Below are 26338 nucleotides of genomic sequence, written 5' to 3'. Positions count from 1 at the left end.
CACTTCAAATGGAACAGCACCGGTTACGTATATATTGGACGGCGGCATCACTAACACTACCGGTATCTTCACCGGCGTGGCCGCAGGGTCGCATACGGTTACTTTCACCGATTCGAAAGGCTGTAAAGGAACAATTACATCAACGGTCGGATCTGGTTCGGCCATCACCGGTACGGCCACTCCAACTGCCGCTGCTTGTCCGGGTATCAACAACGGATCGATCAGTGTTACATCTACCGGCACAGCTCCTGTAACTTATATACTGGATGGTTCGACCACCAATACCACCGGTATTTTTACAGGAGTTTCTGCAGGAGCCCATACCGTTACATTTACAGATGCCAACGGTTGTTCGGGCAACGCTTCTGCAACTGTAACTGCAGGTGTCGCTATCACGGGAACGGCTACCCCAACTTCTACTTCCTGTAATAACTCCTTAGATGGAACTATCACCGCAACTTCTACAGGCGTTGCTCCTGTAACTTTTACACTGGATGGTGGGGTAAGTAATACAACAGGCATTTTCACCGGTGTTGCCGCAGGCCTGCACACTATCAGTATTTCTGATGTCAACGGTTGCACCGCTACCACAACTGCTACTGTTCCTGCAGGCCCGGCGCTTATTGGCAATGCGGTTCCGGTATCTACATCTTGTCCGGGTATCGTCAATGGCAGTATTACTGTTACTTCCAATGGAACAGCTCCGGTGACTTATATATTGGATGGAGCAGCCAATAATACCACCGGTGTTTTTACAGGTGTTGCCGATGGTACACACACGATCACATTTACAGACAGCAAAGGTTGTACAGGCTCTGTATCCACTATTGTCGGAACAGGGGCATTGCTAACAGCCAACGCCACACCTTCAGCGGCTTCCTGCCCCGCGGCAGCAAACGGATCGATCACCGCAATATCTTCCGGTACTGCACCGGTCACTTATACATTGGATGGTATTACCAGCAATACCACCGGAATCTTTACAGGTGTAAGCGCAGGCGCTCATACCATTAATTTTACAGATGCCAACGGATGTTCAGGCGCCGTGAGCACTACGGTTACCGCAGGCCCGGACATAACGGGAACGGCTACGCCTACAGCAACATCGTGTAACAATGCAACGGATGGTTCTATCCTGGCAAGTTGCAATGGTGTAACACCAATTACATTCGTGCTCGATGGAAGCACTACTAATACTACGGGTATTTTCACCGGCCTCAGTGCAGGTTTGCATACAATTGTTTTCACGGATGCAAATGGTTGCTCAGGCACTGCTACAGCAACCATTACCGCAGGTAACCCACTGAACGGGTCCGCAACAACAGTCGCTACTTCCTGCCCGGGAATCAATAACGGTTCTGTCAATGTTACTTCAAATGGTACCACGCCGGTCACTTATACACTCGATGGAACATTCAACAATGCAACCGGTTTGTTTACTGGTGTTGCCGCAGGCGTACATACCATTACATTTACAGATAATAAAGGATGTACAGGAAGCGTGACAACCAATGTAGGCACAGGGCTTCCATTGACATCTTCTGCAACAGTAACACCAGCTTCCTGCCCATCGGCTGCAGATGGTACAGCCACTGTGACTTCCAGCGGAGTTTCACCGGTTACCTATATCCTGGATGGTGCGGTGAACAACACTACTGGTATTTTCATTCAGCTGACGGCAGGCACACATACGGTTACCTTTACGGATGCCAACGGATGTACAGGCTCCGTGCAGGCGATCATCACATCAGGACCGGCCATCAACGGTAGTGCTGTATCAACACCTGCTTCCTGCCCTTCTGTAAACAATGGGACCATCACTGCAACCAGCAATGGTATTTCTCCGGTCACTTATATATTGGATGGAACTGTCAGCAACACTACCGGCATATTCACCGGTGTATCAGCCGGATTGCACAACATTGTATTTACTGACAATAATGGTTGCCCGGGCACCACATCTGTTATGGTAACACAAGGTCCGGCCATAACGGGAACGGCTACCCCGGTTGCTACTTCCTGCAACAATGCTGTTGATGGAAGCATCACTGCTACCAGCACCGGTGCGGTGCCGGTAACATATGTTCTTGATGGAAGCGTTACCAATACTACCGGTATATTCAATGGCCTCGCAGCAGGCTTGCATAACATTACATTTACAGACAACAACGGGTGTTCAGGAACAGCCAGCGCTACCATTACTGCCGGTGCGGCTTTAGCGGCTACTGCAACCACTACAGGAACATCCTGCCCTGGTATCAACAATGGCAGCATACAGGTAACATCAAATGGTGTAGTTCCTGTGACTTATATGCTGGATGGTGCGACGACCAATACGACCGGCTTGTTCAGCGCCGTAACTTCCGGGGCACACACTATAACGTTTACGGATAGCCGCGGATGTACGGGTACTGTAAATGCCAGCGTGGCGCAGGGTTCAGCGATAACAGGCTCGGCAACAGCGACCACCACTTCCTGCAACAATGCGACGGATGGAACTATCACCGCTACTTCCAACGGTATTATACCTGTAACTTATGTGCTTGATGGAACTGTAACAAATACCACCGGAATTTTCACGGGAGTAGCTGCAGGCTTGCATACCATCACATTTACTGATAACAATGGTTGCCCCGGTACGGCTACTGCCACCATAACTGCGGGCCCTGCACTTACCGGGCAGGCTATTGCATTGCCAACTTCCTGTCCTACTGTCAACAACGGCCGCATTACTGTTACCAGCAACGGAACACTGCCGGTAACTTATCAACTGGATGGAACCGTGACAAATAGCACCGGTATTTTCACAGGAGTTAACTCAGGTTTACACACGATCACATTCACCGATGCAAAAGGCTGTACAGGCAGCGTAAGCGCAACAGTTAACCAGGGTGCCACTATCACGGGCACCGCTACAACAGTTGCAACTTCCTGCCCGGCCATCAACAATGGAAAGATCACTTTGATCACCACAGGAAACGGAACAGTCAGCTTTACCCTCGATGGAGCCGTTACCAATACCACCGGTCTATTCACCGGGGTGAGCGCAGGTCCTCACACAATCACATTTACGGACGGGAATGGTTGTCCCGGTTCTGTTACAACCAACGTAGCACAAGGTCCTGCCCCGCAATCTACCCTTACATTTACGCACCCTATGTGTGCGGCCAATAACAATGGCGGCATGACTGTAGTGCCAGGCAATGGCACGCCCGCATATCAATTCTTATTGGATGGCGGCACACCGCAAAACAATGGAAATTATACCGGACTTAATGCGGGCACACATACCGTTACTTATACGGATGTAAACGGATGTGGCGGATCGCAGACAGCGACGCTGGTTTATACTACAACAATTACAGCGACTCACACTACGGTTCAGCCATCCTGTTTTGGTGGCAATAATGGCAGCATCACCATTACGCCTGCAGGCGGAACGGCGCCATACACGTATGCTTTATCACCCTCCACTGTTTACAACAGCAATAATATAATAAGCGGATTGGCAGCGGGTTCACATATTATTTCTGTAAAAGATAATTTCGGATGTACCAACAATATTACTGTTGTGCTTGGGCAACCTACGCAACTGACAGGGACTGCTGTAAAAGTGCTGAATGAAACCTGTCTTGCCAATAATGGAAAAATAACTGCAACTGCTACCGGGGGTACATCTCCCTACTCATATTCGTTGAATGGAAGCAGCTACTCTGCGTCACCTGATTTCCTGGTGGCGGCGGGCACATACAGCAGCATCAAAGTCAAAGACAGCAAGGGTTGTATTGCTTTGGCAAATTCAGTGGCAGTGGGGCTTACCAATGATCTTGTTGTAAATGCCGGAAAAGATTCTACGATCTGCCAGGGAGCATCATTGGAACTATATCCAACGGCATCCCCTGCTCCTTCTAAATGGGAATGGAGTGCAGCGGGAGTTCCGTCCGGCACATTGAGCAATCCATTGATCCAAAAACCGATTGCAAATCCTGTTGATACGGCATTGTACACCATCACCGTTACAGCCGGGCCATGCACCAAACAGGGTGTGATGCGGGTGAATGTGTTGTGGAAACCGATAGCGCATGCAGGGCCTGATAAATTCGTCTGCCAGGGCGATTCCGCTTTACTGACTGGATCCGCCACCCATACTTCCGGCAGCGTTACTTATGCATGGACACCTGTTGCCGGGCTTAACACGCCAGCCTCGCCACAGACTTACGTACATCCGCCGGCAGGTACAACGGAATATACGTTGACGGTGAAGGATAATTACAATTGTAATTTCACCGTATCAGATATCGTGAAGGTAACCTTACAGCCACCCATACACGCTTTTGCAGGAAATGATACGATCGCAATGAGCAACCGCCCGCACCAGCTGAATGCCACTGGTGGTATAAAATATTTGTGGAGCAGCGCATCTTCGGGTGTTACGATCAGCAATCCTGCAATCAGCAACCCGATCGCCACTTTGACGGCCGATGCAAAATTCATCGTACGTGTGGAAGATGCGGTGGGCTGCCGGGCAAGCGATACGATCTTCGTCAAAGTGTATGAAGGGCCTGCATATTATGTCCCTAATGCGTTTACGCCTAACGGTGATGGAAGAAACGATATCTTCCGGCCAATCCCTGTTGGCATTGCCGAAACGGAATATTTCCGCATTTTCAACCGCTATGGCGAACTGGTATTTGAAACCAATCAATACCTCAAAGGCTGGGATGGCACTTACCGCGGTCAACGCCAACCGATGGGCGGCTATGTGTGGGTGATAAAAGGAAAAGACAGGAACGGAAGGGTGATCGATATGAAAGGAAGTGTGGCGTTGATACGTTGATAATGGATAATGTTATAATGGATAATGGATAATGGATAATTTTTCCGGTTTGAAGTTCTATTGCAAGAGCGAAAGTCTTTAATGCTGAAAACATTATCCATTATCCATTAATAAACCGTTATCTCTGTTTGCCGATATATTTACTGCTTTCTTCTGTACGATTGATCGGTGTATCGTAATTGTTTGAATGCCCCTTTTAATGACCTCATATCTTTTTCATCGATCTTTTCGCCAGCCATTTTCTTACGGGCTCATCGTAATATTTAAGTATCGCATACGATAGGGCCACACAGAAGATCAACAGCCCGATACCCACCAGCACCCCTTGTTTCATCGGGATATTGTTATTCGATACCCATCCATAAAATACGTAAGTAAAAGGAAAATGCAGGATGTATAAGGGATACGATATATCGCCTAAAAAGGTGCACAACCTTTTTGCCAGCTTATTTTTTACTTCACCGGTCGCACCAAGATAAATGATGGCGGGAAAGATCAGGATAATACTGAACGAATCAAACAAGCCGTTTGCCCACAGCTTTTCATGCCCGCCTACCCTGGGAAACGACATGACAGCAACGAGCAACAGCGCACACCATAAAAAGGTATTTTTTCCGCCTTCGGGCTTTACCAAACGGCGTAGCAACATCCCGGCTATGTAGGGGAACAATAGCCTCGTAAAACCGATCCTCAGTTGTGCAGGCTCTAACGACCAGCCACCGATGATATCACCATGGGTGACCGCCAGGTGAATGAGTGCCGCTCCGGCCATGAATGCCAGCAGGCCCAGCATCAGCTTTGATAATTTCCGTAAAATAAAAACATGCAGCAGATTGGCGATGTATTCGAAAAACAGCGACCAGGCCGGGCCATTCAGCGGATGCATTTCTGTCCATCCGCGGATATCCATCGATACGGGCAGCGGTAGCAAAGTACATCCGACCAAGGTTACCAGCAATAGTTTCCAGACAGGAGTTTGCGCAACATTGGGAAACACAGCGGATTCACTGAAATAAAAACAGATCGCTCCGAGTATCATGCCCGCAATGATCAACGGATGCAGCCGTATTACCCTGCGTTTCAGAAAATCTTTGGCAGTCATTTTATCCCAGCGATCGTCGTAGGCATGCGCCATCACATAACCAGAAAGCATGAAGAAAAAATCAACGGCCAGGTAGCCATGGTTAATGACCTGTTTTGTGTGATCGCCTCCGGAATATAGTTCCAATATATGAAAGAGGACCACAACGATCGCGGCTACACCACGAAGCGCATCCAGAATGACAAAATGTTTTTTGGAATCGGTAAATGCAGAACTGGATGATAACATCAATGGCAGTTGAAGTTTAAAGATGAAATGAAATTAAGGTTTCTGAAGCAATTTCAGAATTATTCATTCTCATCAATTATGTTGCACTTAGCTTACAGGTTTGTCTACCACTACCACCAGGTCTTCTACTGACACCGTCATCGGGATGATGCCTACCTGCAGGATTGCTTTCTTTCCGCGTATCTCTTTTACCACACCTACCTGGCGGTTCTGTTTCATCTTCACTTTATCGCCTACTTTTATTTCACCACCAACTTCATCAAATTTTTCGTTCAGTTTTTTCTGGTGTTTTTCTTTCTGCATTTTTTCTTTCTGGTTGAAGAGCAAAGCATGGATCATTTTTACTACACTGTCTTTATCATCGGCCTTGCGCCATTCTATCACCATGGATTTCAACCGGCGTTCCATATCTTTCATATAAGTGATACGCTCTTCCGATATCTTATTCTGCTGCTTCAGGCGCTCCATTTCCTGGTTGTGCAATTCCTTCGACAATACCCGCTGCATCTCCTTCTTCAGTTGCTCATTTTCTTTCAGCAGTTTATCCAGTGTAGATTTTTCCTTGTCGATCTTTTGAAGATCCTGCTCCGTTCTGTTCAACAATTTATCCAGCCTGAAATGTTCTTCATCCACCAGGTTACGTGCTTTGTTGATCAGTTTTTTATCCAGCCCTATCCTTTCAGCAATCGAGAATGTATAAGAACTTCCCGGCTTGCCGATCTGTAATTTATATAATGGCAAAAGGTTTTTCTCATCAAATTGCATCGCACCATTGATGATCCCTTTCACCTTGTTAGCCATCACTTTAAGATTGAGATAATGCGTTGTCACAATTCCGAAGGAATGTCTGAACGCCAGCTCTTCCATGATCACTTCGGCGAAAGCGCCGCCCAGGTTGGGATCAGAGCCGCTACCCAATTCATCGATGAAGAATAATGTCTTACCGTTCGCATGCTCGATGAAATGTTTCATGTTTTTCAGATGCGAAGAATAAGTGCTCAATTCAAATTCCAGGCTTTGCTCATCCCCTATATGAATGAACAGCTGTTTGAATATCCCCATTTCACTATCCGGACTGGCGGCCACCAGCAATCCTGCCTGCATCATCACCTGCGTAAGCCCTACGGTTTTTAACGTAACCGTTTTACCGCCGGCGTTTGGCCCGCTGATAACGAGGATACTGTTGTTGTGATCCAGCCTGAGATTGACCGGGATGGTCGGTTTGTTGTTTTTGTTATTGTACAACAGTAACAACGGATGATACGCGTTGATGAGATTGAGATGTGCTTTATCGTGCAGCAACGGGTAGCTTCCGTTGATATCGATCGCGAGCTTTGCTTTGGCACGGATGAAATCATATTCGCCGGCGATGTCATGGTAAGTTTTCAGCAGCGCTGCATAAATACTTAACTGCTGGGTAAGATTGCGCAGTATGCGGAACACTTCTTTTTGCTCTTCATATTCCAGCGAAAAGATCTCGTTGTTCAGTTCGGTTGTTTCTTCCGGTTCTATGAAACTGGTACGGCGGCTATCGCTTTCGCTGTGCAGCACACCTTTGACCATACGTTTTTGCTCCGCAAAAACAGCCAGCACCCTGCGTCCGTTCATGAAACTTTCTTCAATATCGGCAAGGTAACCTTGTTTGTTGAGTTTGGAAACGATGCGGTCGAATACCCGGCGTATCTCATTGCGCTTGCGGTAAAGTTTGAGGCGTATGTCAGCCAGTTCGCTGCTCGCGGTATCCTTCACCACCCCAACTTCATCGAGCACTTCGTCGATCATCTGGTTGATCGTTTTCTCGTAATAATTATTACTGATCACTTCGGCGAGGCCGGGAAAAGTTTCCCGCATTTCTACGGTAAACCAGCGGAAGATATTATTGGTATTGGACGCCAGCCTGCGGATGTGCAGGAACTGTTCGCCTGCAAGCGAAGCGCCGGGTATCCCCAACAGCTTCAGGTCTCGACTGATATTCTGAACAAAATCATTCGGGAAATATTGGCCGCCCTGCAGAATGGTTTTATATTCATTCGTTTGCTGCAACGCCACCTGGATATAGTCGATGCGGGTATGGATGCGCAACTGCGCTGCCTTTGCTTTGGCATATTCTGTGCGGGCATGCGCCGCAAGGAGATCTTTTATCTTGTCAAATTCCAGCTGCTGGAGCGTGGATTCGGGAAAAAACTTCATGTAGTCAATGGTGAATAGTGAATAGTGAAACCTTCAAAGTTGTTTTCATTATTCCATGTTTTTAAATCCAGAAGTTCAACTGAAGACTTTGCAGGTATTCAGCATAACTGAATGAAGAATAAAAATAATTCCAAGAGAATAAAGGTTCATACTATTTCAACCTTCATATTTTGACTATTCACTATTCACCATTCACTTCCTAGTCGTCCAGTTTCAGCACCGCTAAAAACGCTTCCTGTGGAATTTCCACATTGCCTATCTGGCGCATACGTTTCTTTCCTTCTTTTTGTTTTTCGAGGAGCTTACGTTTACGGCTGATATCACCACCATAACATTTAGCGGTTACGTCTTTGCGCATGGCGCTGATGTTTTCGCGTGCGATCACTTTGGCGCCTATGGCGGCCTGTATGGCTATCTGGAATTGCTGACGTGTTAACAATTCTTTCAATTTTTCGCAGAGTTTGCGGCCGAATTCATGGCTGCGGCTGCGGTGGATCAATGCACTCAATGCATCCACTTTTTCGCCATTGAGCAGGATATCCATGCGAACGATATCGCTGTCGCGAAAACCGATCGGGTGGTAATCGAAGCTGGCGTATCCTCTTGTCTGCGATTTGAGTTTATCGTAAAAATCAAATACGATCTCTGTCAAAGGCATTTCAAAAGTCAGTTCCACACGGCTCGGGCTCAGATAACCCTGATGTATCAGCATACCACGTTTGCTGATGCAAAGTGTCATGATGTTGCCGATATAATCCGGTTTGGTAATGATCTGTGCTTTGATGTACGGTTCTTCGATGCGTTCGGTGCGGCTCGGATCAGGCAATGTAGCCGGATTGTGCACGTCTATCCTTTCGCCTTTGGTGGTATGGGCGATGAAGCTTACGTTGGGAACCGTGGTGATCACCGTCTGGTTGAATTCCCTTTCGAGCCTTTCCTGGATGATCTCCATGTGCAGCAAGCCCAGGAAACCGCAGCGGAAACCGAAGCCTAATGCCTGCGATGTTTCGAGCTCGAAAGTAAGCGAAGCATCGTTCAGCTGCAGTTTGTCCATACAATCCCGCAACTCCTCAAACTTTTCTGTTTCCACCGGGAAAATTCCGGCAAATACCATCGGTTTCACTTCCTCAAAACCATCGATACGCTCCTGTGTAGGATTCAGAACATTGGTTAATGTATCCCCCACTTTTACTTCCTTCGCGTTTTTGATACCGGTGATGATGTATCCCACATCGCCGCAATGCACGGATTTTTTCTTTTCCATGCCCAGTTTCAGGATACCGACCTCATCGGCATAATATTCCTGATCGGTGCTGAAGAACTTTACCTTATCGCCCTGTTTCAGGCTACCGTTGAAAATGCGGTAATACACGATGATGCCGCGGAAACTGTTGAACACACTATCGAATATCAATGCCTGCAGCGGCGCTTCAGGATCCCCGCTCGGAGCCGGGATCCTTTCTACAATTGCTTCCAGGATGCCTTCAATGCCGATCCCGCTTTTACCGCTTGCCAGGAGGATATCTTCTTCTTTACAACCGATCAGCTCGATTATCTGATCTTTTACTTCAGGAATCATAGCGCCATCCATATCGATCTTATTGATCACCGGGATGATCTCCAGGTCGTTGTCGATGGCGAGGTAAAGATTGCTGATGGTCTGTGCCTGAATACCTTGTGTTGCATCTACCAGCAAAAGGGCGCCTTCGCAGGCGGCCAGCGCACGGCTCACTTCATAGCTGAAATCCACGTGGCCGGGAGTATCGATGAGGTTCAATATGTATTCTTCCCCTTTGTATGGGTAATTGATCTGTATGGCGTGGCTCTTGATGGTGATGCCTTTTTCGCGTTCGAGGTCCATATCATCCAGCACCTGTGCCTGCATTTCACGCTCGCTGATAGTGTTGGTTGTCTGTAACAGCCTGTCTGCCAGCGTGCTTTTCCCGTGATCGATGTGTGCGATGATACAAAAATTCCTGATGTTCTTCATGTAAACGTATACGTGTTTAAGGGCGCAAAAATAGGCTATTTTTTTGGATTTTCTGTAGGAAACGTGCCTGTGGCGCATTCATTAATACCGGAGGTATTAATCCGGAATTGAACCTGTGGTTCGATTGAACGCGCCACAGGCACGTCCCTACAAAGATTGAACGCACCACAGGAATGTCCCTACAAAGTTTATCCGGTAAAAAAGCATCATTTGCTGGTGTTTTTACCAAATTTCGAATTCGTTTAGCCGGTATTTTCGAAAATGGGTTTTAAAAAGCAAAAACAATATCGCTTGAGAGGCTATGATTATTCCCAGAATGGAGCTTACTTTATTACTATTGTAACGAAAAAAAGAGTTCCATTTTTTGGGTATATCGAAAATAAACAGATGCACCTGTCTCCTATCGGAGAATTTGTAAATCGTAACTTTTTGATGATCCAGGAAAAAATCAAATACCTCACGATCACGGAATTTACTATAATGCCAGATCATCTTCATATGATAATTCTGATTGATAAGAAATGTTCAGATGTATTTCAATCAGAAGTCACTAGCATATTTTGTGAAACAACTTCCTTATTCCCTTTAATAAAAGAATCTATTTCTTCATTCGCCAATCATTTAAAGGGTACCATCAAAAAATGGTGCAATAAGAACAAGTATTCTCAGTTCGAATGGCAGGAAAAATTTCACGACCATATTATCAGAAATGAAAGGGAATACAGGAAAATCGTTGAATACATCAGGAATAATGTAAAAAATTGGCCGTAAGAACGTGCCTGTGGCGCGTTCAATAATACCGGAGGTATTATTCCGGAATTGAACCTGCGGTTCGATTGAACGCGCCACAGGCACGTTCCTACATGTTGCTCTTTATCTTTACAAAAAAAATTCATGGAACTCAACCAGGTTACGGTGCCTGTTACCGATGTCGCCCGTTCAATTCAATTTTATCAGCAGATCGGCCTCCGGCTCATCGTGGAAGCCCTCCCCCGTTATGCCCGCTTTGAATGCGGGAAAAATCGGGCTACTTTTTCTCTCCATTTGGTGGATGAACTGCCAAAAGGCAACGGTGTATGGGTATATTTTGAAACCGAAAAACTGGATGAGACTGTTGAAGAACTGATCCGGAAAGGGATAGCTTTTGAAGAGATGCCGAACGATAAATCGTGGTTGTGGCGGGAAGCAAGGCTTCGCGATCCGGACAATAACCAGCTTATATTTTATTATGCCGGCAGCAATCGCCTTGATCCTCCGTGGAAGATCAATAAATAAAAGGAGCTTTGAGAGAAAATAATTTACTTTATCGAATTATAAATCGCCCCATTATGACTCCCCGTTCTTTCTGGAAAGTGTTGCTGAAAATCTCTGGCTTGCTTTTTTTTCTTAATTCTTTGCCGGTGATGATGCATACTTTGTCAACTATGTACTATGCGTTAACCATCGACGAAAACAGGGCTCTCTACCTGAGTCTTTATGGAATTTCCCTCTTCGTAATGGTAATGGGATTGAGTTACCTGCTCATTTTTCAATCGGATATGATCATCAATAAACTGCAATTGCATGAAGGTTTTACCAAATGGAAAAAGATCGCTGTGGTGTCGGACCAATCCGGTGTAGAAAAGTTCACCGATTTTTTCAGCGTACTGGTGCCCGGCGAAGCGAAAGGATTCAAGCCTGAAGAACTGGAAGAAGCAAAACAATGGATTCAATTACGAATTACAAATTAAAAATTACGAATGCTAAATTCTGTTACTTCGTTTGATCCTTTCGCGACTTTCATTTTTAATTCTTGATTCGTAATTCGTAATTGACTATGGGTTATCTATTTTTGGCACTCACCATACTTTGCGAAAGCATCGCGATCATCTTCATGAAACTATCGCATGGTTTTGAACAAAAATTTTATGCAGCGATCGCGTTGGCAGGCTTTTCCTTGTGTTATGTATTTCTTACGCTGGCCCTCAAACACCTGCCCGCAGGCCTTGCCAACGCTACATGGGCCGGGTGCAGCACGATATTGATCGCGGTGTTGGGCGTTTTTATTTTAAAAGAAAACATTAATACCGTTCAATACTTTTTCCTGGCGATGATCATCGTGGGGTTGGTGGGATTCAACTACTATCAGAAGGTTGATGGTTGAAGGTTGAAGGTTAATGGTTGTAAGTGTATAGGTGCAGGCTCCATTATTGAAACTGAAGGTTATCGATTTTTCACAAAAAAGCAATAAAAAAGATCCATCGAATGGATCTTTTTATTTTATAAACTTTTAATGATTACATCGTTCAAAGTTCTCACAGACTGCATTTCAACCTTCAACCTTCAACCTTCAACTTTTCACCCTCCGAATATTTCCTGCTCGTCTCTTTCTTCCACTGGTATTTTGCGGATGAAATCATCGTAGCCATCATCATCGTGATTGCTGTAAGCCCCGTACGCATCCATGCTGTATCCTACCAGCCCATCCTTTGCTTCTATAAGATAAATGATGGAAGAATCTGATGGATCAGAATCTCCTTCAAACCTGAATGTACGGATGATCTTCAGGTCTTCGGGATTGTACATCTTTCCGTTGGATGTGGTGAAGTGATTATCTTTCATTACGAACTCATTGTCTTGCTTCCTTACACGTAATTTTTCCAGGATGCTGCTGACAGTGGTCATATTGGTTGTCCTCGTTTGCATAAGTATTATTTTTTTGGTTAAATAACTACTGCATCAAAAACAACAATAATGCCTGAAAATCTAATCGGTTTCTAATTTCTATAAATAACTCTAAATTAAAATGGTATAAGGGTGCAAGGCTCAATAGCTGTGCCTCTGAAGAATCAACACAAGTGTATAAGTAGTGAATAAACCCGGAAAGCTGCCAGTACTTATTAGTAGCGGCAATTCCACAAATCGGGAAACAAAACCAGAAAAATAAGGAATAAGAAATAAGGAAGTGCGGAGTCCGTAAAACTTTTGGTTCTTTACAGGCTCCGCACTTCCTTATTTCTTATTAAAAATTTCTTATTTCGTATTTACAAAGTAAATCCATCCGGAATGATCGCTCCTTTCTTCAACACTACTATTCCATCCTTCACTGCATAAAGTGCATGATCCGAATCGGGTATCCCATGTCCGCCTTTGATCACCACATTGTTACCGATACGGCAATCCTTATCGGCGATCACATTAGTAAGATGGCAATTATCACCGATCCCTACCGGCGGTATGCCACGGCCAAGGTTGTAAGCTATCTCTTCAATGGTTTCGTAAAAATCGTTCCCCATCAGGTAACTGCTTTCGATGATGCTACCGGTGCCGATACGTGCCCTGATCCCTATAACGGAATTGGCTATACGCTGCGCTTTGATGATGGAACCTTCGGCGATGATCGCCTGCTCCAGCATAGTGCCACTGATCTTTGCCGGGGGCAACATCCGTGCACGGCTATACACCATTTTTTTATTGTCAAATAAATTGAAGGGTGGTATATCCAGCGTGAGCGCCAGGTTGGCTTCAAAGAAAGAATAGATGTTACCGATATCTGTCCAGTAACCATCGTATTGATAACTTTTTACTTTATACTTATTGATCGCGTCCGGGATGATCTCCTTACCAAAATCGGTTGCGGTTTTCTTTTCTTCTTCCAGCAATTGAAACAATAATTTCCTGCTGAATATATAGATCCCCATCGAGGCCAGGTAACGCCTTCCCTGCTGCTGCATTTCTTCACCGGTTTCGCTGGTCCATTCCGGCAATAATTCCTTTGCAGGTTTTTCAATAAATGAAGTGATGATATGTTCATCGTTGGATTTCAATATCCCGAACTCAGGCGCTTCCCTTTCCCCTACCGGAATGGTGGCGATGGAAATATCCGCTTTACTTTCCGCATGGTTTTCGATCATTTCCGCAAAATCCATCTGGTACAACTGATCACCGCTGAGTATAAGTACATAGTCAAAATCGTTCTTATCAATATGTTTCAGCGATTGTCTTACCGCATCTGCCGTTCCCTGGAACCAGCCCGGGCTATCGGGTGTTTGTTCGGCTGCAAGTATGTCTACAAACCCGCTGCTGAAGCCGCTAAACTGGTAGGTGTTTTTGATATGCTTATTGAGCGAAGCGGAATTGTACTGTGTGAGTACAAACATACGGTTGATGTTGCTGTTAATGCAATTCGATATAGGAATATCCACCAGTCTGTATTTACCGGCGATCGGCACTGCCGGTTTGCTTCGCGTTGCTGTAAGCGGGTACAAACGGCTGCCGGCGCCACCACCAAGTATTACGGCCACTACTCTTTTGTGTAACATAAATTGATTGTTTTATTGGATAGATGAATATAGGTCAATATATTTTTGGGCGCTTACTTCCCAGCTGTTTTTTATCTGCATCATGGTAAGCCTTACTTCATTCAGCTTTTTGGTTTCGGAATATAATTCCAACGCCCTGCGCATCGAGTGCAGGATGTCTTCTACAGAAGCATTATTGAAACAAATGCCGTACCCGTTTTGTTCGCCATAGTCTTTTACAGTATCGGCCAATCCACCCGTACGGCGAACCACCGGCACTGTACCATACCGCATCGCATACATCTGGTTGAGGCCGCACGGCTCTACCCTGCTCGGCATGAGTAAAAAATCGGCGCCGGCATACATCTGGTGGCTCAGTTTTTCATTGTATTCCATGCGGGAATTGTAATACCCGATCCAGCGGTTGTTCAGCAACATGAGTTCGTGCTCAACAGAAGGGTCACCGCTGCCGAGAATGAGGAAACTGAATTTATCCCTGTGCTCAGCATATGCCCTGATGATGGCTTCAGGCAAAAGGTCGGCAGCTTTTTCCCCTACCAGCCTTCCGATAAAAATGAACAACGGCAATTTGAAATCGAAACCGAATTCTTTGCAGAGTTGTTTTTTATTGAGCAGCTTACCCGCTTCATAATCTTTCTCGGTAAAATTGTCGAGAATATATGTATCGGTTTTAGGATTCCATACGGAATAATCGATTCCATTGAGGATGCCCGAACATTTACCTCTTTCATAATTGAATAACGCTTCTAGACCATTGGCTTCCTGCATCAGCTCTTCCATATAGCCCGGGCTCACGGTGTTTACCTTATCGGCACATTTGATGCCGCATGCTAAGGGGTTGATAGTATTGTCCCACTCGAGCAATCCCCAGCGCCACGAATCCCAGGCCGGAAGGTACACGCCTTTATCCCAGCCCATCCATCCCTGGTATTGGGCATTGTGAATGGTGAGGGTAACAGGTATGTTGGAAAGATGATGGTAATTATAACAAAACCGCAGCATGAACGGAATGAGTGCCGTATGATGATCATGCACATTGACCACATCGGGCCGGTGCTCCCAGCGGCTCAGCCATTCGAGCACGGCTATCTGGAATGCGGTGAAGCGTTCGGTATCATCATCATAACCATAGATCTTTTCCCGATCGAGCAGGCCATTGATATCTATGCAATAAAGATCAAAGTCAAGCTTATTGGTTTTTTCTTTAATGACCGTGAATTCGTAAAAGAATTGTCCCATGCTGAAGCTGCCTTTGTGCACGGTCTCCCATTCGTTGTCGTACAAAAATCTGGTGCGGTGCATCGGCATTACCACTTTGGCCACATGCCCGAGTTTGTTCTGGTATTTGGGAAGCGCTCCTACCACATCGGCCAGGCCACCGGCTTTTGCCATCGGGTAACACTCTGCGCTTACGTGTAATATTTCCATTGCGGTCAATTAATAATAAATAATGAATAATTAATAATGTATTCACTTAGCAATTCTAACCCTGGACTGTCAGCCTGAGCTTGTCGAAGGCAGATTCAGCAATCGGAACATCGCCTTCGACAAGCTCAGGCTGACAGTCCCTTTAAGAAATGAAGCATAACGAATTGTTCCCTTCCAAATTAAGAAGGATTTCGTTACCAACAAATTATGAGTTCTAATATTTTTTAAGTTCCTTAAAATAATATACTTTACAACTTCAAAACTTTAACTATGGCGATTGCACAAACAAATTCTTCTACTGCCAATGTAAAACATTCCGGTGTGCCCACCAATTATGGCGCGCTGGGAACGTTGGTTACCGTTTTTTTCTTTTGGGGATTCATTGCTGCCGGTAACAGTATTTTCATTCCTTTTTGTAAACATAAGTTTGGCCTTGATCAGTTTCAAAGTCAGCTTGTTGATACCGCATTTTACTTCGCCTATTTTATAGGTGCATTGATCTTATTCGCCTACGGCTCTTTCGGGGGAAAAGATCTTATTGGAAAATGGGGGTACAAAAAATCGATCATTTACGGGTTATTGTTTTCTGCCCTGGGAGCGGCAGCAATGATCGTGGCCGTAACATTGGGCACTTTTCCCGGAATGCTCGTGGGGTTATTCATTGTGGCGTTAGGTTTTTCCATTCAACAGACTGCGGCACAACCCTTTGCCATTGCCCTGGGTGATGAGGCAACGGGCACCAGCCGTGTTACGCTCGGTGGCGCCGTCAATTCTTTTGGCACTACCATTGGCCCCATCGTTGTAGCCCTTGCACTGTTTGGTACTACCGCGGCTATCACGGATGCACAGATCGCCGGATTACCATCCGACAAGGTTATTTTGCTGTATATCTGTGTGGGGGCATTGTTCATTGCCGCCGCCGCACTATTTTTCTTTTCAAAAAAAGTGCCCTCCGGCATAATGGAAGAAAAAACGGAAAAAGCCAATAAGGCTTTATATATGTTGCTTATAATGACCGGACTTTTGGTGATCATGTTCGTTCCGATTTTCAACAGCTACAAAACAGATCCTGCTTTACTGAGTGATGTTGAAAAACATGGCCTGGAGTCTTACAGGATGAAATGGCTTATCGGCGCTTTTGCCATTATCGTCATCGGACTGGTTGTTGCCAATGCCAGCGCACAAAAGAACCAGGAGGGCTGGGGGGCAATGAAATATCCGCAACTCGTACTCGGGATGCTGGCATTATTCTTTTATGTGGGTGTGGAAGTTTCTATTGGCTCTAACCTTACAGAATTATTAAAACATCCCGATTTTGGTGGTCTCCAGTCTTCAGAAGCTACCAAATATGTAGCTATGTATTGGGGAAGTTTAATGATCGGCAGATGGGCAGGATCGGTATCTGCTTTTAATCTTTCCAAAACAAACCGGACGATCCTTCAATTCATTGTTCCCTTTATAGCTTTCGCTATCATCATTGGTGTTAATATCATTTTCGGGTATAACATGCAGCCGTTATATTACTATGCGGTTTGCGTAGCTATCCAAGTAGTAGCATTTTTCATCAGTAATGATAAGCCTGCAAGAACGCTTTTGATCTTTTCTTTGCTCGGCGTAGCGGCTATGATCATCGGAGTACAGACCAAGGGTACAGTAGCTGTATATGCTTTCCTTAGCGGCGGTCTTTGTTGCTCTATCATGTGGCCGTCTATTTTCAGCTTATCTGTGGCGGGCCTGGGTAAATATACCACACAGGGTTCGGCATTTTTGATCATGATGATCCTCGGCGGTGGTATCATACCTCCTATACAGGGAAAATTTGCCGATTATCTTCAATCCAATTCGGCGGTGGAAGGAACGGGCATACATGCTTCTTACTGGATAGCGGCCATATGTTTCGCGTACATTGCATTCTTCGCTTTCGCCGTAAAAGGTATCCTTAAAAAACAAGGTATCAACTATGATGCGGCTAATTAATTAAATTTGATAATTTATACAAATGAAGAGAGATATATTTGCAGAAATATATCTCTCTTTTTAAAAACGCTTACCACATGAGTAAAGAAAAAGAATATGCAGTCGGTATAGATATCGGCGGAACCACCTGTAAATTCGGGGTTGTAAGCAGGGATGGCGTGATCATCACGCAGGACAGGATCCCCAGCAATGCTCATGAAGTGGTGGAAGATTTTGTGGATGACCTCTACGAAAAGCTGATGCCTATGATTGAAAAAGTCGGCGGCATCAAAAACTTTGTCGGTATAGGTATGGGTGCGCCAAACGGCAACTTTTACAGCGGCACCATTGAATATGCCCCCAACCTGAAATGGAAAGGCATCATCCCCATCGCGGATATCATCAGCAAGAAATTCGGACTGGCTACCAAGCTCACCAACGATGCCAATGCGGCGGCAATGGGTGAAATGATCTACGGTTGCACCAAGACCATCAAACATTTTATCACCATCACCCTGGGAACGGGTGTTGGCAGTGGGATCGTCATAGACGGTAAGATCGTGCTGGGGCATGACGGATTTGCGGGCGAACTCGGGCACACCATCATTCGCCCGGGCGGACGATTGCACAAAAGCACGCACATGCGTGGAAGCCTGGAAGCATACGCTTCGGCTACGGGTGTACGTGAGACTGCCATCGAATTGCTGACTGAGCATCCGGAAGAAGAAAGCCTCCTCCGCAATTATAGCATCAATGAGCTCACCAGCGAAACAGTATACGAGTGTGCCATGCAGGGTGATAATATCGCCAACCGTATTTTCGAATTCACAGGGCAATTGCTGGGTGAATCTTTGGCCAACTTCATCATGTTTTCCTCGCCTGAAGCCATCGTATTATTCGGCGGGCTTACCAAAGCCGGCGACCTGCTGATGAAGCCTACCCGCAGGCATATGGAAGCCAACCTGCTGCCGATATTCCAGAATAAAGTAAAACTGATCTTTAGCGAGCTGAAAGAAGCGGACGCGGCGATTTTGGGAGCGAGTGCATTGGTTTGGGATATCCCACCTGTAATTCGCTAAAGCGAATTACAATTAAGCATTAAAAATTAAGAATTAATAATGAGAACCTTCTATTGAAGGTTCTTTTGTTTTACGCGGGTGATAGATGAAGGATGATTTAAGCGAAAAGGTGATCGCAGATTTCAAAGGGATAAAAGGATTCCACAGATTGTTTTTACTCCGTAAAAACTGAAATGCAGTTTATAATACCTTAAATTCCTTTAGTGAATTTGAGAATTTATAAACTGCATTTGTGTTTTCTGCGAAGCAGGAAACAATCTGTGGAATCCTTTTATCCCTTTGAAATCTGCGATCATTTTCCCACTTCCATCTTCGCAATCATTCTTAATTCTTAATTATAAATACCGCCGGTACCGCCCGCTGCGTCCCCATCTTATCTGAAGGCACGATCGTTTCTTTCCCGTTTATAAGCATGCAGCTGCTTCCACCACCATCGAGGTTCAAAGCCTCTTTGCAGCCAAGGTCTACCATCAATTGCGCTTCCTGTGTAAGTGTGGCGCCTTCGGCGATGTTGGGAAAACGGCCCTGGATGGCCATTATGATCAATTTATTGTCTGCAGTATATCCCATCAGAGTGCGGGGATGCTTGTCGTTGATGGCTTTGCCGGTGAATTTGTTTTCTTGTTCGTTTGCAATTTCTACCTTTCCGTTTTGTACCAACACCGGCCCGCCGCCAACCGCGGTTTTCATTTTCCATTTTCGGAAAGCCGGGTAAAAGTTCTTTTTGCGAAACCTTCCATCATAGTGGAGTCTCTTACCATACCGTAATGTTTTTACATAATTAAAGCTGATGATATCGATTGAATCTTTTTGATAAGCTTCAGGTGATTGATTTGCGTATGCGCTTCTTTTAGATGAATCGGTATATAACCACGCAATATCCGCATCGCCCTTTCTGTTTATACCTATGGCACTGCCAAAAGCATGCTTGTACATCAATGTATCCTTACCTTTCAACGCGATGGAGTGCTGATTATAACTGACAAGCTTTCCATCTTTTATCACCACATTCAGGTTCCTGTTTGTTTCAAAAGAAAAAAACGTAGTGTTCACCACCAATAAAGGATGATTGTCCTTTTCATAAAACTGTGTGGGAGTCAGCCTTCTGCCGAGTGAAGTATCAACAGTAAAATCAAGGCTTTTGTCTTTCAGATCGGCGATGGCGTAGTAAGCAATAAATGGTTTCCCATCCAGCGAATCCGTTGTTTTAAAGACGTGCAAACCCTTTGGCAATGGCTGGTACAGCGAATCGACATTTATCCATTTTACCTGCGCTGATGAAATGTGGGCAGACAGGGGAAAAAGCAGGGGAAGTAAATATTTTTTCATCAGCATGATTTTGATAGACAAACGCTCAGGGGTTCTTGAAAACCCCTGAGCGTTTGTCCAACCTCCGGCGTTTATACCAGCAACCCAAAAACAGTATTTAAAGATACATAAGTCAAAAATAAAAAAGCCTCCACTCTCGTGAAGGCCTTCCCCTGAATACATTATTAATTATTAATTTTTAATTGTTTTTCCTCTTCCCATTTATTCCTCCCCCACCCTTGTATCACGTGTTTTTCGCTATGGTAAGATGAACGAACCAACGGGCCGCTTTCTACATAGTCCAACCCGAGTTCATAACCGATCTCACGATATTCTGCAAATTCATCCGGATGTATGAAACGGTCTACCGGGAGATGTTTTTTTGTCGGCTGAAGGTATTGCCCGATCGTCACCACGTCTACTCCGCTATTAGCAAGATCCTTCAGCGTTTGCACCACTTCTTCTTTCGCTTCGCCAAGGCCAAGCATGATGCCGCTTTTGGTACGCATGCCACCGGCTTTCAATATTTTCAAAGTCTCCATGCTCTGCCAGTATTTGGCTTGCATGCGCACCTGTTTGGTCAGTCTCTCTGTTGTTTCGATATTATGGCTCACCACTTCCGGGGCCGCATCGATGATGCGCTGGATATTTTCTTTTTCCGCCTTGAAATCGGGGATCAGTGTTTCGAGTGTAGTATCCGGGTTCAATGACTTGATAGCCCTGATGGTATTCTGCCAGATGATACTGCCACCATCTTTCAATTCGTCGCGGTCAACGGATGTCACCACCGCATGTTTCACTTTCATCAGGTGAATGGCTTCAGCTACACGCTGGGGCTCGTCCCAATCCACCGCTTCAGGCCGGCCGGTAGCCACAGCGCAAAAACGGCAACTGCGGGTGCAGATATTTCCCAAAATCATAAAAGTGGCGGTTCCTGCTCCCCAGCATTCGCCCATATTCGGGCAATTTCCGCTTTCGCAGATGGTGTGCAGTTTGTGGGTATCCACCAGGCTGCGGACATGTTTATATTCTTCCCCGATCGGCAGCTTTACACGTAACCAATTGGGTTTCTTTACTTTCTGTTCCTCTACGGCTGTATCGTTAGTACTGCAACTCATGATCTTTTCTCCTGTTATTTTTTTGTGAATGCAAGTTCCGCAATAATGCTGAATTATTCAAATTGCTGAGTAATGGATAATTTGATAGTGGATAAAGGATAATGCTTTAGATTGATCATCCATTCATTTCAAGAACCAACTTAATTTATAAACTTATTATCCATTATCCATTATAAAATTATCCATTAAATTTACTTTCGTCGTCCGAACATGATCCCGACATATGCGGCAAAGAAAAACTGTTTTTGTTTCTGGTAGATCATCTGTGGCACTTTCTTACTGTAAAAATCGGCGGTAACGCCCACTTCGATGGCGTTCACCATTTCATTGTATTTACCATAATCGAACCGCAGGGATCCTTTAACATAAGCGCCCGGGGTCATTTTTACATGGCTCCAGCCTTTGAAAAGTGTTGGCCCGCTGGAAGTCTGATCAGAAAGCGCACTCAGGTACATGGCACTGTCGGCGGACTCGTAAATGTAAGAAACACGCTGGTTGTTGACCGTCCTTTCTATTTCATAAGCCCTCAGCAAACCAAGGCTTACACCACCACCTGCGTTAGCAGTCACACTTACGCCATTTTTATTGCCTTTGTTGCCCAACAGGAATTGTTGCTGTACACCTAATTTTATGGGGTAGAAATAATTGATCTTACCAAAAATGAGCGGGCTCGAGCTGAATGGCCCGGAGATCTTTTCTTCTTTGGGATGTTTACGTTCGGAAATATCCAGTTGAAAAAGCAAGGCTCTCTTAACCGACTGGGCCCTGGCCATTTCCATGAAAAAACCATATCCATCTGAAGAAAGCTTGCCACCAAAAACGGTGTGTTTCCTGTATTTCAACACGCCCTCTTCCTCCTGCTTTGCAATGGCGTTGATACGATTTTTCCTCGCTTCTTTCTTTTCCCGTTTTTTGTCCTTTGAATCTTCCTGTGCCATTGCCGGCAGGATCACAACGGCCGCCAGCAGCATTAAAAATATTTTCTTCATGGATGGTATTTACTTAAGTAAATTTAGGCAAAAATACTATGTTGCGCTGTAAGTTAGATGCAATTATGAAAAGAACTGCTGCACAACAAGTTCATTCATCAAAAAAATATACGATATGACTGCTACTGTAGTTTACAAAGGCGAACTTCGCTGCGAATGCACCCATCTTCAAAGTGGTACTGTTATAGGAACCGATGCCCCCACCGACAACCGGGGAAAAGGTGAACAATTCAGTCCTACCGATCTGCTGTGTATATCCCTATCCACCTGTATGATCACTACTATGGGCATCAGGGCGGCAGATATGCAGGTAGACCTGAGCGACACCAAAATAGACGTTACCAAACACATGCTTTCTGATCCGAGGCGTATCGGAAAGATTGAGCTGGTAGCACATATGTCGCCAGTTGGCCTGGACGAAAAAGACCAGAAAATTTTGCAAATAATTGGCGATAATTGCCCGGTCATCAAGAGCCTTCACCCGGACCTGAAGGTGGAGATCGAGTATAAATGGAAATAATGTATGATGTATGATCTATGATCTCAGATCATACATTTTTCAGGATTTTATTTCCTATCGCACACTCCACACACCCCTTCCTGTCACAATAGTTTTTCTTCATATACAGCAGCGCCTGTGAATCCGATGCATTTTTGTTTCCAATGCCCAGGCACTCAAACCCATGCGTCACTTTATTCTTTTCTGCGCCTGTTTCTTCTATCCATTTCAGGGCTTTGATCTTGGAAGCTTCATGACCGGCAAGATGGCCGTAGGCAAATAGTACCGGTATGATCGTATTGATAAGGATATTATCGATCATTTGCGCACCGGTATTTTTTATTTTAAATGCAGATGGCTCGTCAAACATATAATGATAATGCCAGTAATCATTTGCCGGCACATTCAATAATTCCCGAACCTGCGAAAGTTTTTCCAGTTCTTTGATCGCGGCAAATAGTCGCTGATGTTGTGCCACCAGCATTGCCAGTTGCGCCAACCGGATAGTGGGAAAATTGGCAGGCCGCATCCTCAGGAAAAATAAAGGAAGGTGGATCTTTTTCAAACTGTATTTCTTTTGAAAATAGCGATATTCCTTCTGCAACATCTGCGGATAAGCTTCTGTAAATTTTTTATCCAGCATCCACGACTGTCCGAACAAAAGCGCCTCAATGGTATGCAGTTGAAATTTATTTCGCGAAAGTACATTGAGCGGCACTGATCTTGCGATCGCTTCAAATACATCACCATTTATCTTCGTACCGAAATTGCGGGCGAGCATCCACCACAGCACTTCTTCCCAATTGCCTTTATTCTCTTTTAAAAAACTTTCCACTACGCCTGTTTTTTCCTGGAGCCTTTCCACCAGCATGCGCTCTTTCCACGCCTGTATGGTAAGTTGTGGAACGGAAGCGATGTGTTTTTCGCAGGAAATGAACGAACTGCTTTGCATGAGTTCTTCGTAACGGCTCAGCAGCATATTGGGAATGCGGTTTTGAAGTTCCAGTGTAGGGAACGGGAAAATGGTATCCGGCGAATCATGCTTCCACACTACATGCAGGATGACATTGTCGTAATTCGGATCCGAACTATGTCCATGTGTTTTCCATTCCGAAGAATTCACATGAACTTCTATACTGCCCGCCCAGGTAGTGTTACCTACTTTGATCTTACCGTTCAGGAAGTCGGGCCCCTGGTTGGTATTATGGGTACCGGGATGGATGATCGTGAGCGGTTCTTCCTGCGAAGTAGACAAACCGGAAGGATTGTAGTACTGGAACTGCCAGATATATTGAAGGAGCTTTTCGGTCATCACACAAAATTTTCTACCTGAAAAGTAGAATTGTTTGATGAGGTAAAAAGGGGGAAAACAACAGATAATCCGGCTTTTTTTCTGATTGAAAGTTGTGCCTTCGGCACGCTTTTTTGAACCACAGAGCCACGGAGAACACAAAGTAACACAGAGGAGTTCGAAAATAGCGTTCTAAACCTAAACCCCTAAACAAGCTCTCTCACTACCCTGCTTACCGGCAATCCCATCACATTATAAAAATCGCCTTCGATACTTTTGATGCCCACCACGCCTATCCATTCCTGGATGGCGTAAGCACCGGCTTTATCGTAAGGTTTGTATTTGTCTACATAAAAAATGATCTGCTCCGTGGTAAGCGGATGGAAGGTCACGGTAGTGACATCCGCGAAAGCCTTTTCCTGTGTGCCATTCAGCAATACTACCCCGGTGATGACACGGTGGGTATTGCCGGATAAAGTGTGCAGGATACTGATGGCATCTTCGCGGTCTCTGGGTTTGCCGATGATACGGTCATTACAAACCACGATAGTATCCGCGGCCAGCACAGGCACCGCAGGATTTGCCGAAAGTGCCACTGCCAGGGCTTTGTTGCGGGCGATGTGTATGGCGGCATCTTCAAAAGAAAGTTCCGGCGGAAACGATTCATCCGTATCACTCACAATCACTTCAAAAGATATTTCGGCCCATTCGAGTAGTTGTTTGCGGCGGGGCGATTGGGAAGCTAAAATAATCATAGTGGGTTGAGGGGTTGAGAAAGTTTAGAAACCCTGTCAGCGGTCACAGACCCTTTCAGCGGTTATTATCGATCTAAAGATAAAATTTAAAAAAGATCATCGACAAAATACCAGAAAGCATGATGAGTTTTATCATCGTGCTGAGCTTATGATAATCCGCTGCAACCTTTGCCTGGTAAAGTTTTCGAAGAAACCATATCAGGGGTAGAATGATCAGGGTTATACAATATAATGCACTCATCCACCAGCTGATCTTCAGGGCGTAAAACTGGATGACAATGAGGATCGCGATCAGCACTACTGTCCAGACTGCCACAAAGACCTTGCTCACCGGTATGCCCCAAACGATCGGCATGGTTTTACAGCCGTATTTAGCGTCACCTTCCATGTCTTCCATATCTTTTACCACTTCGCGGATAAGCGAAATGATGAAGGCGAAACCGGCATACAAAATCGCGAATTTAAACAGTTTTGTTTCACCCAGCATATAGCCACTTTGTGACTCGGTGATAGCTTTTGTGCTGAACCAATCTTTCAGCGATGCCATATACAATATCAATATCGTCCAGGCTGTAAGCAGAGATATCAATACGTTTCCGATCAATAATTTCCGTTTGTAGGTAGTGGAATAAAGCCACAGGGCAATCACGCTCACCACATTTATCATGCCTGCAATGAAGGAATAAAAAGTATGCAGTCTGTAGCTTACCGCCAGGCTGATGGCGATACCGATGGCCGACAGCGCCAGGTGCCATACGATCCCCCATCTTCTTTTGATCACTTTGTCCATCACCAGTTTGTCCGGTTTGTTTACCGCATCAATGTGAAGATCAAAATAATCGTTGATGATATACCCCGCCGCCGCGATGAACACGGAAGCTACCATCAACAACATGAAAAGTGTGAAAGATAAAACCGGTGCACTATGATATTGTTCAAAAACCGGCAAGATGATACAGAAATAAAACAGCACCTGCGTAAGCGCAATGAACACCAGGTTGGGCCAGCGGATCAATCTGAAAAATGCTGCGGTTATTTTCATTTTTTTGAATTACGAATTACGAATTACGAATTACGAATTACGAATTACGAATTACGAATTACGAATTACGAATTACGAATTACGAATTACGAATTACGAATTACGAATTACGAATTACGAATTACGAATTACGAATTACGAATTACGAATTACGAATTACGAATTACGAATTACGAATTACGAATTGAAGGTCGCACGATCAGAATTCGGACTTAGACTTAAGAG

The 26338-nt window shown here is 45.1% G+C and carries 20 protein-coding genes; 8 read left to right on the top strand and 12 right to left on the bottom strand.

The genetic code is table 11. The annotated features are described in order from the left end of the window. The coding region (locus tag EGI32_RS14480; RefSeq protein WP_255156081.1) for a gliding motility-associated C-terminal domain-containing protein at nucleotides 1-4837 on the top strand (4837 nt) is incomplete at its 5' end. A gap of 205 nt (nucleotides 4838-5042) precedes the next feature. Here EGI32_RS14480 and EGI32_RS14475 read toward each other — a convergent pair. The 3 genes from EGI32_RS14475 to lepA form a co-directional block, all read right to left on the bottom strand. Further along, nucleotides 5043-6167, bottom strand: coding sequence for an acyltransferase (locus EGI32_RS14475; RefSeq protein WP_255156080.1), 1125 nt, complete (start codon nucleotides 6165-6167; stop codon nucleotides 5043-5045). Nucleotides 6168-6254: 87 nt separating this feature from the next. Beyond that, on the bottom strand, nucleotides 6255-8357 hold the full coding sequence (locus EGI32_RS14470; RefSeq protein WP_255156079.1) for an endonuclease MutS2: 2103 nt from the start codon (nucleotides 8355-8357) through the stop codon (nucleotides 6255-6257). Between the two features lie 199 nt (nucleotides 8358-8556). Beyond that, complete coding sequence (gene lepA / locus EGI32_RS14465; protein ID WP_255156078.1) at nucleotides 8557-10347, bottom strand: translation elongation factor 4; 1791 nt, start codon at nucleotides 10345-10347, stop codon at nucleotides 8557-8559. Between the two features lie 261 nt (nucleotides 10348-10608). Here lepA and EGI32_RS21405 point away from each other — a divergent pair, with 261 nt between their 5' ends. The 4 genes from EGI32_RS21405 (at nucleotide 10609) to EGI32_RS14450 (ending at nucleotide 12490) form a co-directional block, all read left to right on the top strand. Further along, nucleotides 10609-11118, top strand: coding sequence for a transposase (locus tag EGI32_RS21405; RefSeq protein ID WP_369681670.1), 510 nt, complete (start codon nucleotides 10609-10611; stop codon nucleotides 11116-11118). A 123-nt stretch (nucleotides 11119-11241) separates the two neighbouring features. Continuing rightward, nucleotides 11242-11622 carry a VOC family protein gene (locus EGI32_RS14460; RefSeq protein WP_255156077.1) on the top strand — a complete coding sequence of 127 codons (381 nt, stop codon included), beginning with the start codon at nucleotides 11242-11244 and terminating at the stop codon, nucleotides 11620-11622. A 53-nt stretch (nucleotides 11623-11675) separates the two neighbouring features. Further along, the gene (locus EGI32_RS14455; RefSeq protein ID WP_255156076.1) at nucleotides 11676-12077 is read left to right on the top strand and encodes an STAS/SEC14 domain-containing protein; all 402 of its coding nucleotides are present in this window, start codon (nucleotides 11676-11678) and stop codon (nucleotides 12075-12077) included. 86 nt (nucleotides 12078-12163) lie between these two features. Next, a complete protein-coding gene (locus EGI32_RS14450) occupies nucleotides 12164-12490 on the top strand; it encodes a multidrug efflux SMR transporter (protein ID WP_255156075.1) in 327 nt (108 codons plus the stop codon). A gap of 194 nt (nucleotides 12491-12684) precedes the next feature. Here EGI32_RS14450 and EGI32_RS14445 read toward each other — a convergent pair whose 3' ends face one another. From EGI32_RS14445 to EGI32_RS14435, 3 genes are all read right to left on the bottom strand, one after another. Further along, the gene (locus EGI32_RS14445) at nucleotides 12685-13032 is read right to left on the bottom strand and encodes a hypothetical protein (RefSeq protein WP_255156074.1); all 348 of its coding nucleotides are present in this window, start codon (nucleotides 13030-13032) and stop codon (nucleotides 12685-12687) included. Nucleotides 13033-13370: 338 nt separating this feature from the next. Next, entirely contained in the window at nucleotides 13371-14648 is a 1278-nt protein-coding gene (locus EGI32_RS14440) for a glucose-1-phosphate adenylyltransferase (RefSeq protein ID WP_255156073.1), read from the bottom strand. Nucleotides 14649-14660: 12 nt separating this feature from the next. Then, complete coding sequence (locus tag EGI32_RS14435) at nucleotides 14661-16076, bottom strand: glycogen synthase (RefSeq protein ID WP_255156072.1); 1416 nt, start codon at nucleotides 16074-16076, stop codon at nucleotides 14661-14663. Nucleotides 16077-16346: 270 nt separating this feature from the next. On the opposite strand from EGI32_RS14435, the gene EGI32_RS14430 reads away from it, so the two are divergent. Both EGI32_RS14430 and EGI32_RS14425 read left to right on the top strand, forming a co-directional pair. Next, nucleotides 16347-18053 (top strand): MFS transporter, encoded by a 1707-nt coding sequence (locus EGI32_RS14430; RefSeq protein ID WP_255156071.1) that lies wholly within the window; start codon nucleotides 16347-16349, stop codon nucleotides 18051-18053. Nucleotides 18054-18130: 77 nt separating this feature from the next. Then, nucleotides 18131-19111: an ROK family protein gene (locus tag EGI32_RS14425; RefSeq protein ID WP_255156070.1), complete on the top strand. Its 981-nt coding sequence runs from the start codon at nucleotides 18131-18133 to the stop codon at nucleotides 19109-19111. 324 nt (nucleotides 19112-19435) lie between these two features. On the opposite strand, the gene EGI32_RS14420 is transcribed toward EGI32_RS14425, so the two are convergent. From EGI32_RS14420 to EGI32_RS14410, 3 genes are all read right to left on the bottom strand, one after another. Next, nucleotides 19436-20440 (bottom strand): phosphodiester glycosidase family protein, encoded by a 1005-nt coding sequence (locus EGI32_RS14420; RefSeq protein WP_255156069.1) that lies wholly within the window; start codon nucleotides 20438-20440, stop codon nucleotides 19436-19438. 164 nt (nucleotides 20441-20604) lie between these two features. Next, a complete protein-coding gene (gene lipA / locus EGI32_RS14415; protein WP_255156068.1) occupies nucleotides 20605-21537 on the bottom strand; it encodes a lipoyl synthase in 933 nt (310 codons plus the stop codon). A gap of 191 nt (nucleotides 21538-21728) precedes the next feature. After that, a complete protein-coding gene (locus EGI32_RS14410) occupies nucleotides 21729-22526 on the bottom strand; it encodes a hypothetical protein (protein ID WP_255156067.1) in 798 nt (265 codons plus the stop codon). A 115-nt stretch (nucleotides 22527-22641) separates the two neighbouring features. On the opposite strand from EGI32_RS14410, the gene EGI32_RS14405 reads away from it, so the two are divergent. Then, complete coding sequence (locus tag EGI32_RS14405) at nucleotides 22642-23046, top strand: OsmC family protein (RefSeq protein WP_255156066.1); 405 nt, start codon at nucleotides 22642-22644, stop codon at nucleotides 23044-23046. A gap of 28 nt (nucleotides 23047-23074) precedes the next feature. On the opposite strand, the gene EGI32_RS14400 is transcribed toward EGI32_RS14405, so the two are convergent. The 3 genes from EGI32_RS14400 to EGI32_RS14390 form a co-directional block, all read right to left on the bottom strand. Next, nucleotides 23075-24337 carry a DUF2851 family protein gene (locus tag EGI32_RS14400; protein WP_255156065.1) on the bottom strand — a complete coding sequence of 421 codons (1263 nt, stop codon included), beginning with the start codon at nucleotides 24335-24337 and terminating at the stop codon, nucleotides 23075-23077. 185 nt (nucleotides 24338-24522) lie between these two features. Further along, nucleotides 24523-25071, bottom strand: a complete 549-nt coding sequence (locus tag EGI32_RS14395) for a nucleoside triphosphate pyrophosphatase (protein ID WP_255156064.1) — start codon at nucleotides 25069-25071, stop codon at nucleotides 24523-24525. A gap of 73 nt (nucleotides 25072-25144) precedes the next feature. Then, complete coding sequence (locus EGI32_RS14390; protein ID WP_255156063.1) at nucleotides 25145-26113, bottom strand: geranylgeranylglycerol-phosphate geranylgeranyltransferase; 969 nt, start codon at nucleotides 26111-26113, stop codon at nucleotides 25145-25147. Between the last annotated feature and the right edge of the window lie 225 nt (nucleotides 26114-26338).

Source organism: Ferruginibacter sp. HRS2-29, from assembly GCF_024343615.1.
In the GTDB taxonomy this organism is placed as follows: domain Bacteria; phylum Bacteroidota; class Bacteroidia; order Chitinophagales; family Chitinophagaceae; genus Ferruginibacter.
This window is presented reverse-complemented; position numbering and strand designations above follow the sequence as displayed.

Excerpts from the sequence above, each read along its gene's own strand:
- EGI32_RS21405 (WP_369681670.1), top strand. The coding sequence starts at position 10,609 with ATGGGTTTTAAAAAGCAAAAACAATATCGCTTGAGAGGCTATGATTAT.
- EGI32_RS14435 (WP_255156072.1), bottom strand. The coding sequence starts at position 16,076 with ATGGAAATATTACACGTAAGCGCAGAGTGTTACCCGATGGCAAAAGCC.
- EGI32_RS14470 (WP_255156079.1), bottom strand. The coding sequence starts at position 8,357 with ATGAAGTTTTTTCCCGAATCCACGCTCCAGCAGCTGGAATTTGACAAG.
- EGI32_RS14445 (WP_255156074.1), bottom strand. The coding sequence starts at position 13,032 with ATGCAAACGAGGACAACCAATATGACCACTGTCAGCAGCATCCTGGAA.
- EGI32_RS14425 (WP_255156070.1), top strand. The coding sequence starts at position 18,131 with ATGAGTAAAGAAAAAGAATATGCAGTCGGTATAGATATCGGCGGAACC.
- EGI32_RS14475 (WP_255156080.1), bottom strand. The coding sequence starts at position 6,167 with ATGTTATCATCCAGTTCTGCATTTACCGATTCCAAAAAACATTTTGTC.
- EGI32_RS14455 (WP_255156076.1), top strand. The coding sequence starts at position 11,676 with ATGACTCCCCGTTCTTTCTGGAAAGTGTTGCTGAAAATCTCTGGCTTG.
- EGI32_RS14420 (WP_255156069.1), bottom strand. The coding sequence starts at position 20,440 with ATGAAAAAATATTTACTTCCCCTGCTTTTTCCCCTGTCTGCCCACATT.
- EGI32_RS14450 (WP_255156075.1), top strand. The coding sequence starts at position 12,164 with ATGGGTTATCTATTTTTGGCACTCACCATACTTTGCGAAAGCATCGCG.
- EGI32_RS14390 (WP_255156063.1), bottom strand. The coding sequence starts at position 26,113 with ATGAAAATAACCGCAGCATTTTTCAGATTGATCCGCTGGCCCAACCTG.
- lepA (WP_255156078.1), bottom strand. The coding sequence starts at position 10,347 with ATGAAGAACATCAGGAATTTTTGTATCATCGCACACATCGATCACGGG.
- EGI32_RS14410 (WP_255156067.1), bottom strand. The coding sequence starts at position 22,526 with ATGAAGAAAATATTTTTAATGCTGCTGGCGGCCGTTGTGATCCTGCCG.
- EGI32_RS14440 (WP_255156073.1), bottom strand. The coding sequence starts at position 14,648 with ATGTTACACAAAAGAGTAGTGGCCGTAATACTTGGTGGTGGCGCCGGC.
- lipA (WP_255156068.1), bottom strand. The coding sequence starts at position 21,537 with ATGAGTTGCAGTACTAACGATACAGCCGTAGAGGAACAGAAAGTAAAG.
- EGI32_RS14395 (WP_255156064.1), bottom strand. The coding sequence starts at position 25,071 with ATGATTATTTTAGCTTCCCAATCGCCCCGCCGCAAACAACTACTCGAA.
- EGI32_RS14460 (WP_255156077.1), top strand. The coding sequence starts at position 11,242 with ATGGAACTCAACCAGGTTACGGTGCCTGTTACCGATGTCGCCCGTTCA.
- EGI32_RS14430 (WP_255156071.1), top strand. The coding sequence starts at position 16,347 with ATGGCGATTGCACAAACAAATTCTTCTACTGCCAATGTAAAACATTCC.
- EGI32_RS14400 (WP_255156065.1), bottom strand. The coding sequence starts at position 24,337 with ATGACCGAAAAGCTCCTTCAATATATCTGGCAGTTCCAGTACTACAAT.
- EGI32_RS14405 (WP_255156066.1), top strand. The coding sequence starts at position 22,642 with ATGACTGCTACTGTAGTTTACAAAGGCGAACTTCGCTGCGAATGCACC.